Raw genomic sequence first — 15,013 nt, forward strand, 5'->3', positions numbered from 1 at the left:
CTGAGCACCTTGCCGTCGACGTGGAAGACCTTGGTGCCGTGCTCGTCGAGGACGTCGAAGTCGTCGCCGATCGAAAAAAACCGCTCCCTGATGACAAGCATTCTTCGATTCTCCCTCACGGTGGGCGAAAGGGCTGGCCGGCGGACCGGTCTTCCGAAGTGGCGGGCGGGTAGTTGTGGTGCGCGTACGGCACGTCTGTTGGCGATGGCGCCACCGAGGCAGGGGGCCGGGCCATGGGTGAGGCATGTCGAAGCCGCGAAGCTCGGACTAATGGCCGCTCCCGTCAGCTGAGACGCCGATCCCACCGGCAGTGCGGTTACTGGCGAGTCCTTTGTGGTGACGGTTCTATTTCTCCGATCGGCCGCGTCAGGGCATCGTGAATGCCCGACCGCCCCCCTTTCCTCGGGCGATCACCGATCCAGGCCAGACCACCTGCCTCAACATGCCTAGTCATACCTAGTCATAACCCCCCCCGCGCCGAGCTGACCGCGCTGCCGGTCGCCGAGCGGCGCGCCGTACTCACGGGCCCCGGCGGGCTGTGACCTACGGCTGGCATTGCCAGCCATGGCCATCGATCACTACCTTGGGTATGCGTATGGCTACCGTGTAGGGAGGCTGGTTGCGGCGTCTGAGTGCTCTAGTTCCGCTGCTCCTGTTGTCGGCGGCTATTGCTTCATGCTCGCGAGCCACCCCCCTCTGCGACTACGCGGACGGCCTGGTCAAGTCAGCGCAGCTAACTCAGGCGGCGGACGCCTACGCCACCGCGGAGCGCTCGGACGAGGGCGATTGCGCCGACGACGGCCTCAAGCACGTCGGTGAGCTGCGAGCGAAGGCCAGCGCCTACGTCGCCAAAGGCCGCGCCGCGCGGCGGGCGGGACAGCTCCCGGCCGCCACCGCGTCGTTCCGGGCCGCCCTGGCCATCGACCACAGCGACACCGAGGCGGCCGCCGAGTTGCAGGGCCTCACGAGTGTCTCGGCGACCCCGGCGCTTGCCCCGTCGGTCGTTCCCATCCTGGTCAAAGGCCCGCCGGGCCGGGACGCTGGGCGCGGGCTGGCATGGCTTGCCCTTGTCCTCGCCCTCGTCGTGATCATCGCTGCACTTGGCCTGGCGATGTGGATACGGGCGACCCGCCTGGCGCTCGACCGGGTGGCCGCATCGCTCGATGCGGCGAAGATCCGCGACGACGATCTTCGGGCCGACGTGGTGCGGTTGATCGATGCCGGCCGGGCGACCACGGATGACGTGGAGGAGTGGTACGGACCAGGCGGAGACCGATGACCAACCGCATCGACGTTACCCTCTATTGGCTCCGCACTGGCACCATCGGCCGGCTGGTGGCGCGGCGGCGGATGACCTGGTCCGGCGGCGACGAACCGGTCGACGAGATATGGGCGTCCGGTTCAGTCGACGAGATCCAGATCGCGACCGTCGATCATGCGGCACAGTCCACGGCTGAATGGCAGCGGTTGCTCGCCGGCATGGCAGTCCTGAAACTCACCGTGGTGACGGCCAAAGCTCGGCTCGTCCTGCGCCTCCTGGACGCTGATGCGCTCGAGAGCCTCGCCGGTACCGCCGCTCCCGCGACTTTGTTCGCCCGCGTGACCACGCAGTTCGAGGAGACCGACGGCGTGCTTCAGGCGGCCCGTGGCCACCTGAACGCGCCGGGGCGCCACCTGGTGGCCCAGCCGCTGCTGCCAGTGCTGCGGGCGGCGCTGCAGAGCGTCAACCTGGCGAAGACCGACCTGCCACCGCCGGCCAGACCCGCCGAGGAGCCGGCGCCAGCGCTGCGGGAGTGCCTTCCGCCTGCAATCAAGTTTGAACGGACCCGGGGCGCCCAGGTCGGCCACCACAACGTTCAGATCAACCGCTTCGAAGTCCGCGGCCCGACGCCGAGCCTCGACCTTGAGCGGGTGCTGTCTCGTCCCGAAGTCAAGGCCGCCCGGACCGCGCTGCTGGCCGACCCGACCAACGCGGCGCGACGCACCGAGTTCGTCGAGTCGCTCCAACGGATCTCGGGCTGGGCGGTCAAGGCGAAGCCGCTGGTGCTTTCGGCCACGAGCCGACCGCCCAGCTTCCTCGAACGGGTCTTCTCCGTCGAAGGATTGCAGGTCGGCAACGGCAACACCCAGCGGAACACTTTCAAATGCTGCGTGACCGACGTCCCGGCGGCCCAAAATCTCCTGAACAACGACCCCGCACTGGCCAGGAGCCTGGCCGACTATCTCTGCCCACGTTCCGGCATCGTCGGTGATTTCAGCACCTTCCGCGAAAACCTGCAGCGCACGATGCGCGACCTGCCGATCACCCTCACCAATCCCCACAGCGTCCGCCTGCCGATTCCCGAGCCGGGCCAGACCCTGATCGTCCGGGACATCGACGGGGTGTCCATCGGCCCGAAGAGCCCCATCAAAGAGGCCGTCGTCAATCGCAGCGAGCCGCCGCCGCCGTACATACCGCCGAGCCCAGCGCCGCCGCAGGTTCATCCGCCGAATCCAGCCGACGAACTGTCCACAAGGACCCCGGAGCCTCCCCATCGAAGCATCCCCGGGCCAGGATCTTTCGGTTTCTGAGCCGAGCTGCCGGACCGAATCGTCGGCACATGTGCGCCGACGCGCGCCGACCAGCAGGTTGCGACAGAACCCGTCTGCAAGCTGCGAGATCCGATACCGTCGCTCGGGACGTTCCCGAGCGCGGTGGGATGGCAGTGGTGATTGCAGGCGTAGAGCCAGGCGGGTAGGGCCGCTCGTCGGGCGGTCTGGGATCGGTTGGCCCGGTCGCCGCGCCAGAATCGGGCGAGCCGCAAGTCTCGGCGCCCCTGGCAGCCCCATCGAGAACCAGATCCAGCCCTGAAACGGCGGGGAGACTGCCGATGTGGGCTGGGAGCCTCGCTGCCGCTACCTCCCAGCTTCGACTCCCGGCCCTGGCCTGGGCCCCACGCTTGGGCCCTACGCTGACAGCGCCGCAGCCGCTCATGCCGCCGAGAGGTCGCTATTGGGCGACCGCTTGCCGTCGGTCCTCGGCGCCTGAACACTTTCCCGCCTGATCGGCAATGTCAGGGTGAAGCGCGAACTTTGCCGAGGAGGGCCATGGCTTCGGATGCGGATTTGATAGGCCGGTCGCTGGATGGCGATGTCGACGCCTTCGTAGAGGTGGTCGAGCGTCATGAGGCCGCCGTCGGTTCGTACCTCGTTCGCCGGGCTGGGCGGGATGCGGCTGAGGACCTCCTGGGCGAGGTTTGGGTTGCGGCGTTCGAGTCGCGGCGATCGTACGACCGGTCGTACGACGATGCGCGGCCGTGGCTGTACGGGGTGGCATTGAATCGCTTGCGGCGCTACTGGCGAGCCCGGCCGGCCGAGGACCTGGTGGCGGACGTGCCGGACGTGGCTACTGGATGGGATCCGTGGTCGGCGGTGGACCTCGGCGTGGACGCCCGGGCGGTGCTCCGGTCGGCCCTGACGCGGCTCAAACCCGAAGAGCGGGAGGTCCTGAGGCTCGTCGCCTGGGAGGACCTGACCGCAGCCGACGCCGCGCGGGCCCTCGGCATACCGGCCGGCACCGCGCGGCGGTTGCTGAGCCAGGCCAGGGCGGCATTGCGCGACGCCCCGGGGGTGTCCGCGCTTCTGAAGGACCGCAACAGCGCGAAGGAGAGACACCGATGACCGACGAGCTTGATCTGGTCGGTGCGTTGGGCAGCGCAGAACCACTGCGCCCGGAGGCGTATCAGCGGGCGCGGGCGGTGCTGCGGGCGGCTATGGCCGACCCCGGAACCGTGCGGCTGCTGGGCGCAATATCAGCGGAAGACACGACTATGGAGGCGACTTCAACCATGGAAACGACGACAGCCACGCGGGACCACGAATCCAGCCCGGCGCTTCAGCGCCGCCGCAGGATCGGTATCGCGGGCCGATTGGGCATTGGCGCCGGGGTGGGGGTTGCCGCCGCGGCGGCAGCCGTCGCTGTGGTGCTCAACTTGTCGGGGACCGGGGGCACGGAGGCCGGCAAGGATTCGGCGGCCGCCGCCTCGGGCTCGACCACCGTCGACGGGTCCGCCGAGCCCGCGCCGCTGATGATCCTGGCCGGGTCCATCAAGACGGTCACCCCGTCGGAGGGCGACGCGTGGCTGGTGAAGGCGACGCAGGTCAACGGCACCAAGACCATGCAGGTCGTCTACACGCTGTACACCGACGGTCACGCGATCTATACGGGCAACAGCGTGAAGGACATCAAGCGTGCGATCGCCCGTCACCAGGACCAGATGACGGACGGTGGCTACGCTCCGCTCCTCAAGGCGGCCGTCGCCGCGGCGGACAGCAGCCCGGCCGATGGCCGGACCCAGATGCTCAAGGCAGCCAACGATCCGCTTGTGGGCCTTGACCCCGCAGTGCAGAAGGCGGTGTGGGACAAGCAGCAGGCGGATGCCCAGGTGATCATCAGGCAGAAGGGCGGTAACGCCGAGCCGAAGCCGTACAGCCCCCAGGCCGTTCAGCGGCACTTCGACAACGCCCTGTGGACGTACAGCACCGAAGCACTGTCCGCTGGCGACGGCAACACGCAGGTCCGGGCCGGTGTGCTGCGTCTGCTGTCCACCATCTCCGCGGTCAGCGTCAAGAACTCGACCACCCACGGCAAGGCCACGCTGACGATCACCGCCGGCCCCGAGGTGTTCGGCGGCGAGGGCAGCGAGGTGCTGACCATCGACGCCACGACCGGCATGCTCGTCAAGGACGTCTCCACCGTGCCGGGCCTCCCTCAGGCCTCTACGACGTACGAGTCCTCCCGCGTGACGAAGGCCGACCTGTAGGTCGGTAACGCGCCCGGCGTTCGATGACGGTGCGGGCCGCCCGGAGGCGGCCCGCGCTGTCGTCTGTTGTTCGCGCGGCCCATGCCTGACCGCGATGATCGACGCGTGACGTGCATTCCGGACCTGGCGCCCTGCGACTACTACCCGGGCGCACCGGACGCTGCTGCCATTGGTCGGCTGGATTCGAGCAGGCCTTTCTCTACTCGCCGGCAAACCGGTACGGCCCAGGCGTGGGTACCACGGACTGGACGTTGGTCGCGCCGGCGCTGGGGCGCACGACGTGGGTCGCCAACCAGGGGTACGAGGGACCGGTCATCTTCAAGGCGAACCCCGGTGACACCTCCTGCCCGGGCCAGTTCTACCTCTGGGGCGACCGGCACACGAACGGCGGCGGATACCAGGCCGCGTGCCACGAGAGCATCGAGGCCCCGAGCTGGAACGCCAAGGCGATCACGATGACCAACGCGGGTGTCGTTCGTCCGCGTCACGGCACCGTGATCCCACTGACCGTCCGCGAGTGGAACGACAACCGCGGGATCCCGAACAGCGACGTCACGACCACCACCGAGATGGCCGTCGCGCCGTACGCGAGCAAGGCCCAGACGACCACGGGCCACCGCGACGGTCACGGCGGCCGACGGGTTCGAGACCGGCGGACAGGGTGCGGTTCCACCTCGTTGGTGCGCTGTGCCGATGGGCCAGCATCGCCGCCGCGATCAGCAGTCGCTTACGGCCACATAGGGTTGCTCAAGTCGATCCGCATCATCTTGCAACAGGTCACTGCCGTACTGATCCAAGGCGGCGGACGACATTGGTTCAGACTTGCCGTTTCCGAGGAGATACCACCGACCCTCGGAATTCATGAAGGCTATGGCGGCAACCTGCTGCTTGCTGTCGATCCGGATGCTCACTCGCGAGCAGGGTGGGAGTATGCGGGTTACGCGGATCCGTGGCTGGATGCCGGTCGGAACTTTTTCGAAGAAGTCCCATGCGTAAGGATAGAGGACGGGGATCTTCCCCTTGTTCTCGATGGTCAGAACGTTGTTGACCACCCACCACTGAACGCGTTCCGTATTCGCTCGAGATTGCTCAGCCGCCTGTTCCGCATCTTTCTGTTGTTGATGTGCGTTCGCGTTGCGCACCTGCTCGACGTTGTCCTTGTTGATCTGATTACCCACGATCGCCACGATCAGTGCCGCGGCGGAGGCCGCCACCGCGAACCATGTTGCCACCGCCTGTGACCTTTCGGCCTTGTTGGGCACGGGCTCCACCGGCGCATCCCGCTGCACCCGGCCCCTCGGTACATATAGGCCATCTGCCCGCCGGTGCCAGTGCGCTCCCTCCCCGCCGATCTGTTTCAGTTCCTCTCCGATCGAAGAAGATCGACGGTTTGGGTCGGTCACCGCTCCACCCCTCAGTAAACCCATACGGCTCTTGCTGTCATCGATTTGGTCCAGGACAAACTATTTGCCAGGTCCGACCAGTTCGGGTGCCACGCTGTCGGGGGCGACGGCCGCGTGGAGGTCGTCGCCCGTCCGGCGAGGCCATCCAGATCGAGCATCTCGTTCCCATCATGACCACCGTAGACAAAAGCCGAGGTGGGCGGCGTGTTGGCCGAGCCGGAATTCAGCGTCAGGGGGCCGGCCGAAGTACGCGGTGTCCGTGGCACTGTCGCAGAAGCAGTCGGCGCCCCCGCTGAAGTCCCAATTCGCGATCTCGGTCACGGCCAGGATGCCGGGCATGGCCGGGACGCCGTTGGCGGCGTCGGCGTCCGTACCGCTCAGGTCATCGACGGTGACCACGCGGTTCCAGGCGCGTACGTCGGCGATGTCACCGTAGTACGGGTCCACGACTCCGCCGTTGTACCAACCGCGACCGATGCAGAGCGGCCCGGTGGCCTTCCACGGCGTTGCCGCTCTGGCGGACTCCTTCACGAGGGCGCCGTTGACGTACAGCCGCATGACCCTTTCACCGGCGTCGTAGACCCCAGTCAGGTGTACCCACTTGTTCAGGTCGGCGGTGGTGATGGTCGTGGCGCTCGAGGCGTCGACACCACCGCTCAAGGAGTCGCTGGTGTCCTTCGTGTAGAAGGACCAGCGCGGGGTCCCGTCGATGTGCCGCGCGCCAAGATGCGGGTGTCCTGTACCCACGTCGGTGCGGGGTTGCTCAGCGTCAGCGTGTTGCCGGTCACCTGATCGGTCCAGTTGTGCCCGCGAATGTCGCGCCTTGCTGCACCTGTTCGACGCCGGTCACACCGACGAGTCGGCCGGCCGGAAGCTCGGCCTCTCCGCGCGCACCGTGCGTCGGGTGGTGGCCGAGCTTACCGACCGGCTCCGGGTGAGCAGCCGCTTTCAGGCGGGTGCCGAGGCGGTCCGCCAAGGGTGGATCTGATCAGATCGGCTCCGTGAAGTTCTCCCGCATGGAGATCATTACCTCGGCGCACACCGGATGGCCCGCCGGGCAGGGGGTGCCGTCGATCGTCGACGGCCAGATCGTCAATCCCCCCTTGTCGTACGTCCAGCACGCCACCCCCGGGCCGTTGTCGCAATTCGTGTGGTGACGCCAGCCGGCCGCCACGATCTGTTCGTCCAGCTCGCGAACCGCCGTGTCCGCCTTGTTGTAGGCCTGGTAGTGGCGTTCCCAGCGCAGCTTCCCCCGGGATCGCTCGGCCACCGGTGTGCCCCGCAGCTGCCAACCGGCGGGAGTGGTGATCTCGTCGAGTCGCGCTTGGCCGATGGCGAGCAACTCCTCGGTCGACCGCTTCTCCGGCGGCGGGCCACCACAAGCCGACACGAGCGTGACAGCCGTGAGGGCGAGGGCTACCGACCGGCGCCGATAGAACCGCATCACACGCCTCTTTCTCTGTCGGCGGATCCGGGCCGGCCACCTCGGCCGGCCCGGATCATCAACGAACGATACGTCTCACCGCAGCCCGGTGGGGTAGGCCGACGTGTCCGTCCCACCCCTCCGAGCGGTCACCAACCGAACCAGCTGGAGAGGATCGCGCGGATGGCGGCGAAGATTCCACCAAGCGACGGTGGCGGCGACACCGGTGGCTTCGGCTTGGGCAACAGCCGGTCGAGATCGTCGATGCCGGGCTGCGGGCTCAGCTGTGGATCGGCGCCTCCCTTGCGCAGCACGCCCGGTACCCGGCGCAACTCGGACAGCGCCTGCCGGCCCGTGTCGTAGAGGCCGCTCGACCGGGCGGCGGCGAAGCGCTGCCGTCCGGTTCGGATCACGCTAGGCCGGGTGCGCTTCGGCCCACTCGCGCATGCTGCGCGGCGCACGGCCGGTCACGCGCTCGATGGTGTCCGTGACCGGCGCGGGCTTGTTGACGTGCGTCTCCCAAGTGGCGAACAACAGGTCAGCAGGCGCGTGCGGGGCGATCTCCGCCCGCGCGGTCGCGGGATCGATCTCCTCGTATCGCAGCTCACGGCCGTGCGTCCTGCCGATCAGCTCGATCTGCTCCCGGTGGGTAAGCGACTGCGGTCCGGTGACGTGGTAACGCTGCTCGCTGTGCCCGTCCTGGGTCAGCGCTGCCACAGCGATCCCGGCGAGGTCAGCGGGGTGAATCGGGGAGCCTGCTGCGTCGGCGTAGGGGCCTCGAACGACGTCACCGGCCGCGAGCTGTCCAGGGACGTCGAATGCCCAGTGCAGCGCGTCGGCGGAGTTGATGTCCAGTCGCAGGAAGGTCCACTGCATCCCGGAGTCGATGATCGCCTGCTCGATGCCGTGGTGGAACGCAGCGATGTCGTTGGGCTGCTGCTCCGCGTTGTCGTCGATCTCCGCGGTGGACTGGAACACCACGCGCTTGACACCGGCGTTCTTCGCGGCCTCGATGAGCTCTGGCACCCCAGGGCCCATGGCGAGGACGAAGATCCCGTCGACGTCCCTCACCGCAGCCGGCAGAGTCGCAGGGTCCTTCATGTCGCCGGCGACGACCTCAGCGCCGGCAGGAAGATCCGCCTGCTGCGGGTCACGAGTCAGGGCCCGTGCAGGCTTACCGATCGACACCAGCTGCTCGACGATGGACCGGCCCACGGGTGCCGTAGCCGCAGTCACGAGGATCATTGATTACTCCAGAAAGTGGTGAGGGCTGAGTGGGATTAGGTCTCGGGCTTGCCGTCAGATGCTCTCGAGCCGCTCCTGATTCACCGGTGCCTTCGTGTTGTCCATGCGGCAGACTCTGGCATCGAAGTAGGAACATCAGTTTCCTACTGGGGTGGGAAACTTCCGGCATGTTGGAAACATCGGCGCGGTTGCTCCGGCTGCTGTCTCTCCTGCAAACCTCACGCAGGTGGAGCAGCACCGAGCTGGCCGAGCGGCTGAACGTGACCACCAGAACCGTGCGCAACGACGTCGAGCGTCTCCGCGCTCTCGGCTACCCGGTGCACGCCACGTTCGGCACCGACGGCGGCTACCGCCTTGCCGCGGGCGCAGTCCTCCCGCCGCTACTGCTCGATGATGAGGAAGCCGTCGCCATCGCCATCAGACTGCGCACCGCCACGCCGTCCGTAGCCGGCATCGAGGAATCCTCCGCCCGAGCCTTGGCGAAACTCGAACAAGTGCTGCCAACCCGGCTGCGGAACCGAATCAACGCGCTACAGACCTACAGTGTCGCCGTCTCGGCAGGCGACGACAATCAGCGGGTTGCCGCAACGACGCTCAGCGAGATCGCCGTAGCGTGCCGAGACCGGCAACGACTGCGTTTTGACTACCGCTCCCACGACGCCTCAGAGTCTCGCCGTGAGGCCGAGCCCTACCGCCTGGTCAACTGGGGGAGACGCTGGTACCTCGTCGGTTGGGACATCCAGCGGGAAGATTGGCGCACCTACCGCGTCGACCGTATGACCTTGCGTCTACCGCACGGGCCTCGGTTTCTCGCCCGGCCGCTGCCGGACTCGGATGTCGGCGCATACGTCATGCGCGGGATCGGCCGAGCCGTGTGGCGACACCGGGCGACAATCATCGTGCACCTGCCCGCCGAAGTCGTCGTCGAAAAACTCCCATCAGCAGTAGGGCCCGTCGAATTTATCGGTAGAGATCGCTGCAGGGTGCGCACGGGATCTGACAACCTCGAGCAACTCGCTGTCTGGTTCGGTCTGCTCGGCGCCGACTTCGAGGTCATTGAGCCGCCGGAGCTCCTCGGTCACCTCAGGATGCTTGCCGACCGGTATCGACGCGCCGCCGGCGACACACCAAGCACCACCCGTGCCGACTGACCCCCAACGCCGGCCGCGCTTCGAGCCGGGACAACGCGCTCCGGGGTGCCTTGAGTCCCGCCCGACCGTGCACTGTGAATTTTGGAATGCCTGCTCGGCTGTGACTGGCCGCAGGGGCCCAATTCCGTCGACAGGAATGGCGTCCGTTCGCGGCGAGTGGTCGACTCACCGAGCCGGGCTGCGGTCTGCGGCTGTACGAGCCGATTCGGCGACCGGTCCGCGTTCAACAGGCGAAGGATGGACGTCAATGTCAAGCGGCCCTCTTCGAGTGCCTAATAAAGTCTGACCGGCGTCGACGCGGCCCAGACGTCGGCCCACGCACACGAGTCCGTCTGGCAGCCCTCCGTCGTCCCTGGACGGTCGGTCGGTGCCCCGTTCTGCGGCGTCCGGGTCGGCAGGTGCTGGTCGCCACCTTGAAATCTCGAAACGCGAGACGTCGGGTGGATCGTCTTGCGCCGGCCGGGCGTGCTCTGGAGACTACCGGGAGTAGCCCTGGCAGGCCGACTGCCCGTCAGGGCGAACGTTCACTGATACGGGGGCGCTACGTGGACATGTCGTTGTGCGGAATCACCGCGAGACCAGACGTCGACCACGGTCATTCCATGCCGTGAGCGCGCGGTCGGCCTTTGTACGTCGTTGACACCTCCCTGCCGAATGCCCGATGGCAATTCGGTCGTCACGTGTGCCCTCAGGAGGTGCATTCCGCTGCTCAAATGGAGGAACAGTGCAGGATCTCAGTCGACTGCTCGCGCTCGTCGCGGTGGCGGAAACCGGTTCGATTTCTGCGGCTGCGTCAAGACTCGGTTATACGGCCCCCGCCTTGAGCCAACAAATGGCCAAGCTCGAACGGGAAGTTCGAATGCAGTTGCTCGTACGGCACCGCCGGGGCGCGCGGCTCACCGCTGCCGGTGAGCTGCTCGTGCAGCGGGCGCGCGAGATCGAGGCGATCCTGCGGGCCACCGAGACCGACCTGATGCAGTTCCTCGAAGTGTCGGAAGGGCAACTGCGCATCGGCACCTTCACCACGGGCGAGACCCAGTTCCTGCCCGACGTCCTGGCCGAGTTGCGCCGCAGGCACCCGACCATCGCCCTGTCCATGCAGGAGTTCGACCATGCCGACGGGTTCGAGCGATTAGCCGAGGGCGACATCCATCTCCTGCTCACCCCCTCGTACATCCACGGTCGACCACCTTCCGTGCCGGCGGGGCTGAGCTCGGAGGTGCTGCTCGAGGAAGAATTGCTCCTGGTCGCCAACGAGGGGCATCCCCTGACGGCGGAGCGCATGCCCCTGCACTGGACAGCGCTGGCGGGTTTTCCCCTCATCATCGGGCGGCGTGGCCTGGCTTCGCGGGAGGCGTTGGAGGCGCTGTTCGCGAGCCGCTCGATGCCCCCTCCGGTGGTCGCGTTCGAGACGGCGGACTATGCGATGGCGTGCGCCCTCGCCGGCAGCGGGGTCGGCGTCGCCTGCGTGCCGAGGATGGCCGCCAGGGCGAGCCGCGCGCCGATCAGCGTCCGGCCCTTCGCGGCTCCGCTGCTCAGACATGCCATCAGCCTGCTGTGGCGTACCTCGGACATCACGCCTCTGGTGCGTGCGGCCCGCAGCGTGTTCCGCGAGACCTTCGCCTGCGGCGGGGGTGGGGAGGCGCGGGATGCGCTCGTCGCCTCGGTGCACTGACCGGACCGCACCCTCGCCCCCTGCTCCGATCAGGCAGTTCCCCTCGTCCGGCCTCACCGGTCCGACCGGCGACGCAGGCCCCGTCTCAGCCGGAGTGCTCGCCGGCGCCGAAGCCCGGCAGGGACCAGCGCGGGTCGAGGAGGGGCACCGGCCAGTTCGGGTCGGGACGCCAGTCGGTCCAGCGCACGTCGAACGGGGGATCGCGCCGCAGCGCCGCCCGGCTCAGTGCCACTCCCTCGGCGCGCATCGACCGGACGCTCTCCGGCGGCACCAGACCCCGGCTCGTCAACTGGGCGAGATCGCCCTCGTCCTTCCAGGTCGCCGTGCCGTCCGGGGCGACCCGGAGGTCAAGGGCGTAGTCCATGTACTGGACGGTGGCGCCGGCACGGACGTACGGGCGCTGGAAGTTCACGTACCAGCCGAGGTGCGCGCCTTCCCGATCCCAGCAGACCCAGACCACGTGGTGCAGGCGGTGCGGCATGAGCCAGAGGGTGTTCATCCGCCAGACCCGGTCGATGTGCACCCAGTCCGACCGGACGAGGCACTCGGCGATCCGCTCCCCCCGGTCGGCCGGAGCAGGCCTCTCCGGCGGGGAGTCGGGTGCCCGCCACTCGGTGCCCGCCGGCATCCACAAGACGAGGAGATCGCTGTCGTCCCGCACCGCCGTCATCGGCCGCGCGGACCACACCCGGTCCCGCCAGACCTCCTGCACCAGCACCTGCTCGCCAGGCGTCCACCGCCGCGGTGCCGTCATGGCCTCACCCCTCCAACTCCGCAAACCGGCCGATGGGGTGCGGTGAGAGGGCGACGCTGCCCCTCGCCTGACAGTCCCTCGCCACCTCGACCGCGCTGACATCGGCCAGCACCTGGTATCCCGTGGAGCTGGCCAGGGTGGCCAGTTCCCGGGGCGAGGAGCCCCAGACGAAGGGTTCGCCGTTGCGTCGTACGCTCGCCGCCATGCTCGCGACGGCTGCGTCCCGAGGCTCAGCGAGATGCCGCGCCTCCCAGTAGTCGAGCACGACGGTCAGCCCAGCGGTGAAGAACCCGCCGAGCGCCTCCAGGGTGGCGGAGATCGCCTGCTCCTGCAGGTAGTAGGTGACCCCGCTCCACGCCACGAAGGTGCGCCGGGTGCCGTCGAGCCCGGGAACCTTCCGCAGCACCTCGTCGAGCCGCTGGTCGGCGAGGTTCGCCGGGACCATCCGCAGCCCGGTCACTCCGTCGGGGCGCAGCCGGGCCACCCGGGCCCGCTTCAGTTCCTGCGTGGCCGGCTGATCGATCTCGTACACCGTCAACCCTTCCGCCCACTCCGGCCGGCGCAGTGCGAAGCTGTCGAAGCCCGCGCCGAGCAGCAGGTACTGCCGCGCTCCACGGCCGCAGGCGCGGCGCAGGGCATCCTCGGTGTGACGGCCGCGCAGCAGCACGTGCGGCGCCGCCACCGAACCAGCGCGCATCCACCAGCGGATGGCGCCCTCCGGGTTCCGGTCGGCCTGCGGACCGCGTACCGCCGACGAGCCGAGGACGCTCCCGCGGAAGAAGGCCCACTCCTGCTCGCTCAGCAGTTGCGCGGCGACCGGGTCGACGTGGACCGGCGCTGGCTCGTGAGCGGTGTGGAAGGCTCGCATGAACGCGTTGCCCAGCGCGGTGGAACTGGCCCCGCCGGTGCGGGGACGGTCACCCCTGGCCGCCGATGCCGCCTTGCGGGAATCCTGCGGGTCGTTCACAACGCATCGAGTTCGTCGAAGGCGTGATGCCGCACCAGGGCGGCCGTGGCCCGGCGGACGGCGGCGTCGTCGGGGACGCCCGCCCCGTAGGCCGTGCGCAGCGCCACCCGGCGCAGGTAGTGGTAGAGCAGAGCACGGCGGTAGTCGCTCAGCAGCGCGTCGGCAGTGATGCCAGGCACCGCGACAGTCAGCTCCCTCCGGTAGAGATCGAGCAGTTCCACGTCGTCGGCCTCGCTGTTTGCGACGAGGAAGGCCAGGTCCAGCGGTCCGCGGGCACGTGTCGCGGCCTCCCAGTCGATCACCCGGATTCCCGGCTCCGCCGGATCGGCGGGGAACAGCACGTTGCCCGAGTGCAGATCACCGTGGACGACGGTCACGGGGGGCGCGCTCAGCGCCCGCAGCAGGGCCGGCGCCCGCTCGGCGAGGCGTGCGGAGCCGGACCGCACCTCGGCGGGCAACCAGCTCGCCTCGGCGACGGCGGAGAGTCCCGCCGAGCGAAAGGTTCCCACCAAGAAGTCCGCGCGGGCCGGGGCGGCCTCGTCGGGCAGCCACCGCCACCCGTCCGGGACGCGGTCCCACCAGCGGGCATGGAACGAGGCGAGGGCCCGGACCGCTCGCTCGCTGTCGGCGGCGGAGAGCACGGCGCGGGGCGGCAGGGTTCCCTCGGCCATGTCGTCGAGGACCAGGACGAGAGAGGTCCCGCGGGTCGCAGGGCCCCAGCCGCGCAGCCTCGGCAGGCGCAGCAGTTCGGTGCCGTGGACGCCGTCCGGGCTGTGCACGTGACGTTCCACGGCCGGCAGACCGAGGCGTTCCTTGAACGCGCGCACGCCGTCGTCGGCCGGCGGGAACTTGACGATCAGGTTGCTCGGCCGCGCCGCGCGGCCGGGGCCGGACGCGTCCGCGTCGCGGCGCACCCGCCACACGTGTGGCGCACCGTCCACCGGTTCGATGGTCAGTTCCTCGTCCGCGCCGATCTCGGATCCGGGCAGGGCCGAAAGGATGGCCGCGTCGAGCGCCTCGGGGGTCAGGCGCGTGGTCACGACAGGATGGCCCCGAGGGCCGCGTCGTGGGCCCGGACGGCCCGGACGATCTCGTCCAGATGCCCCTCGTCGTGCGTGCAGGTCGACTCCGCGACGACGCGGCCCACCGGCACGACATCGCCCCAGGCCGTGCCGGCCACGGGGAGCGCCAGGAATGCGTCGTCGAGGGCCTCCACCTCGGCACGGATGCGGCGTCGGGCCCTCGTGACGATGTCGAGGATCTCGGACACCGGTACGCCCTCGTAGGCGCGCAGTCGTTCGGCGTTCGCAGCGTCGATGTCGAAGTCGAGCCGACGGTTCGTGCTGCCGGCCGCGGCGAGCCGGCGCAGCTTGGCCATCTGCTCGTCCACCTCGTGTTCGGGATAGTAGACGGCGAGGTGGCAGAGGGTGTCCCGGACGGTCCACGTGCCCACCCCGGTCGGCAGGTCGGCGATCTCGTCGACGACGGACGCGACGGACTCGATCCGCCTCCGCTGCTCGTCCATCGAGGCCAGCAGCTCGGCCTTGGTGCAGCTATCGGTGATGGTCATCGAGCGCTCTCTCTCGGTAGGGT

Annotated in this window: 17 protein-coding genes; 7 read left to right on the plus strand and 10 right to left on the minus strand. The window is 68.7% G+C overall.

Annotated elements, in window-relative coordinates:
* Positions 1-619 precede the first annotated feature (619 nt).
* The 4 genes from B0E54_RS00005 to B0E54_RS00020 all read left to right on the plus strand — a co-directional run bounded on the left by B0E54_RS00005 (position 620) and on the right by B0E54_RS00020 (position 4,802).
* Positions 620-1,279, plus strand: a complete 660-nt coding sequence (locus B0E54_RS00005) for a hypothetical protein (protein WP_234580866.1) — start codon at positions 620-622, stop codon at positions 1,277-1,279.
* The gene (locus B0E54_RS00010) at positions 1,276-2,571 is read left to right on the plus strand and encodes a hypothetical protein (RefSeq protein ID WP_234580867.1); all 1,296 of its coding nucleotides are present in this window, start codon (positions 1,276-1,278) and stop codon (positions 2,569-2,571) included. Before B0E54_RS00005 ends, B0E54_RS00010 begins: the two co-directional genes overlap by 4 nt.
* A 516-nt stretch (positions 2,572-3,087) precedes the next feature.
* Entirely contained in the window at positions 3,088-3,660 is a 573-nt protein-coding gene (locus B0E54_RS00015; RefSeq protein ID WP_234580869.1) for an RNA polymerase sigma factor, read from the plus strand.
* Entirely contained in the window at positions 3,657-4,802 is a 1,146-nt protein-coding gene (locus B0E54_RS00020) for a hypothetical protein (RefSeq protein WP_234580871.1), read from the plus strand. The genes B0E54_RS00015 and B0E54_RS00020 overlap by 4 nt, the downstream gene beginning before the upstream one ends.
* A gap of 484 nt (positions 4,803-5,286) precedes the next feature.
* On the opposite strand, the gene B0E54_RS32295 is transcribed toward B0E54_RS00020, so the two are convergent.
* The 3 genes from B0E54_RS32295 to B0E54_RS00030 form a co-directional block, all read right to left on the minus strand.
* A complete protein-coding gene (locus B0E54_RS32295) occupies positions 5,287-5,412 on the minus strand; it encodes a hypothetical protein (RefSeq protein WP_255786177.1) in 126 nt (41 codons plus the stop codon).
* Positions 5,413-5,518: 106 nt separating this feature from the next.
* Positions 5,519-6,205, minus strand: coding sequence for a hypothetical protein (locus tag B0E54_RS00025; protein WP_234580872.1), 687 nt, complete (start codon positions 6,203-6,205; stop codon positions 5,519-5,521).
* 168 nt (positions 6,206-6,373) lie between these two features.
* Positions 6,374-6,952, minus strand: coding sequence for a LamG domain-containing protein (locus B0E54_RS00030; RefSeq protein ID WP_234580873.1), 579 nt, complete (start codon positions 6,950-6,952; stop codon positions 6,374-6,376).
* Between the two features lie 76 nt (positions 6,953-7,028).
* Between B0E54_RS00030 and B0E54_RS00035 the strand changes: the two genes are divergently transcribed.
* Positions 7,029-7,193, plus strand: a complete 165-nt coding sequence (locus tag B0E54_RS00035) for a helix-turn-helix domain-containing protein (RefSeq protein WP_234580874.1) — start codon at positions 7,029-7,031, stop codon at positions 7,191-7,193.
* On the opposite strand, the gene B0E54_RS00040 is transcribed toward B0E54_RS00035, so the two are convergent.
* The 3 genes from B0E54_RS00040 to B0E54_RS00050 form a co-directional block, all read right to left on the minus strand.
* Positions 7,194-7,649 carry a hypothetical protein gene (locus B0E54_RS00040; protein WP_234580875.1) on the minus strand — a complete coding sequence of 152 codons (456 nt, stop codon included), beginning with the start codon at positions 7,647-7,649 and terminating at the stop codon, positions 7,194-7,196. It abuts the gene before it with no gap.
* 128 nt (positions 7,650-7,777) lie between these two features.
* Complete coding sequence (locus tag B0E54_RS00045; RefSeq protein ID WP_234580879.1) at positions 7,778-8,041, minus strand: hypothetical protein; 264 nt, start codon at positions 8,039-8,041, stop codon at positions 7,778-7,780.
* Between the two features lies 1 nt (position 8,042).
* Positions 8,043-8,873: an NAD(P)H-binding protein gene (locus tag B0E54_RS00050; protein ID WP_234580880.1), complete on the minus strand. Its 831-nt coding sequence runs from the start codon at positions 8,871-8,873 to the stop codon at positions 8,043-8,045.
* Between the two features lie 167 nt (positions 8,874-9,040).
* Between B0E54_RS00050 and B0E54_RS00055 the strand changes: the two genes are divergently transcribed.
* Positions 9,041-10,024, plus strand: coding sequence for a YafY family protein (locus B0E54_RS00055; protein ID WP_234580882.1), 984 nt, complete (start codon positions 9,041-9,043; stop codon positions 10,022-10,024).
* 724 nt (positions 10,025-10,748) lie between these two features.
* Entirely contained in the window at positions 10,749-11,699 is a 951-nt protein-coding gene (locus B0E54_RS00060; RefSeq protein ID WP_234580884.1) for a LysR family transcriptional regulator, read from the plus strand.
* Positions 11,700-11,784: 85 nt separating this feature from the next.
* Here the strand turns inward: B0E54_RS00060 and B0E54_RS00065 are convergent, their stop codons facing one another.
* Genes B0E54_RS00065 through B0E54_RS00080 form a run of 4 tightly spaced genes read right to left on the minus strand, consistent with a single transcriptional unit; the run spans position 11,785 to position 14,990 of the window.
* A complete protein-coding gene (locus tag B0E54_RS00065) occupies positions 11,785-12,453 on the minus strand; it encodes a DUF402 domain-containing protein (protein WP_234580886.1) in 669 nt (222 codons plus the stop codon).
* Positions 12,454-12,457: 4 nt separating this feature from the next.
* Positions 12,458-13,420, minus strand: coding sequence for a class I SAM-dependent methyltransferase (locus B0E54_RS00070; protein ID WP_234580887.1), 963 nt, complete (start codon positions 13,418-13,420; stop codon positions 12,458-12,460).
* Positions 13,417-14,460, minus strand: a complete 1,044-nt coding sequence (locus tag B0E54_RS32650; RefSeq protein WP_234580891.1) for a phosphotransferase — start codon at positions 14,458-14,460, stop codon at positions 13,417-13,419. The genes B0E54_RS00070 and B0E54_RS32650 overlap by 4 nt, the downstream gene beginning before the upstream one ends.
* Entirely contained in the window at positions 14,457-14,990 is a 534-nt protein-coding gene (locus tag B0E54_RS00080) for a DinB family protein (protein ID WP_234580893.1), read from the minus strand. Before B0E54_RS00080 ends, B0E54_RS32650 begins: the two co-directional genes overlap by 4 nt.
* Between the last annotated feature and the right edge of the window lie 23 nt (positions 14,991-15,013).

It is taken from the genome of Micromonospora sp. MH99 (assembly GCF_021442385.1).
In the GTDB taxonomy this organism is placed as follows: domain Bacteria; phylum Actinomycetota; class Actinomycetes; order Mycobacteriales; family Micromonosporaceae; genus Micromonospora.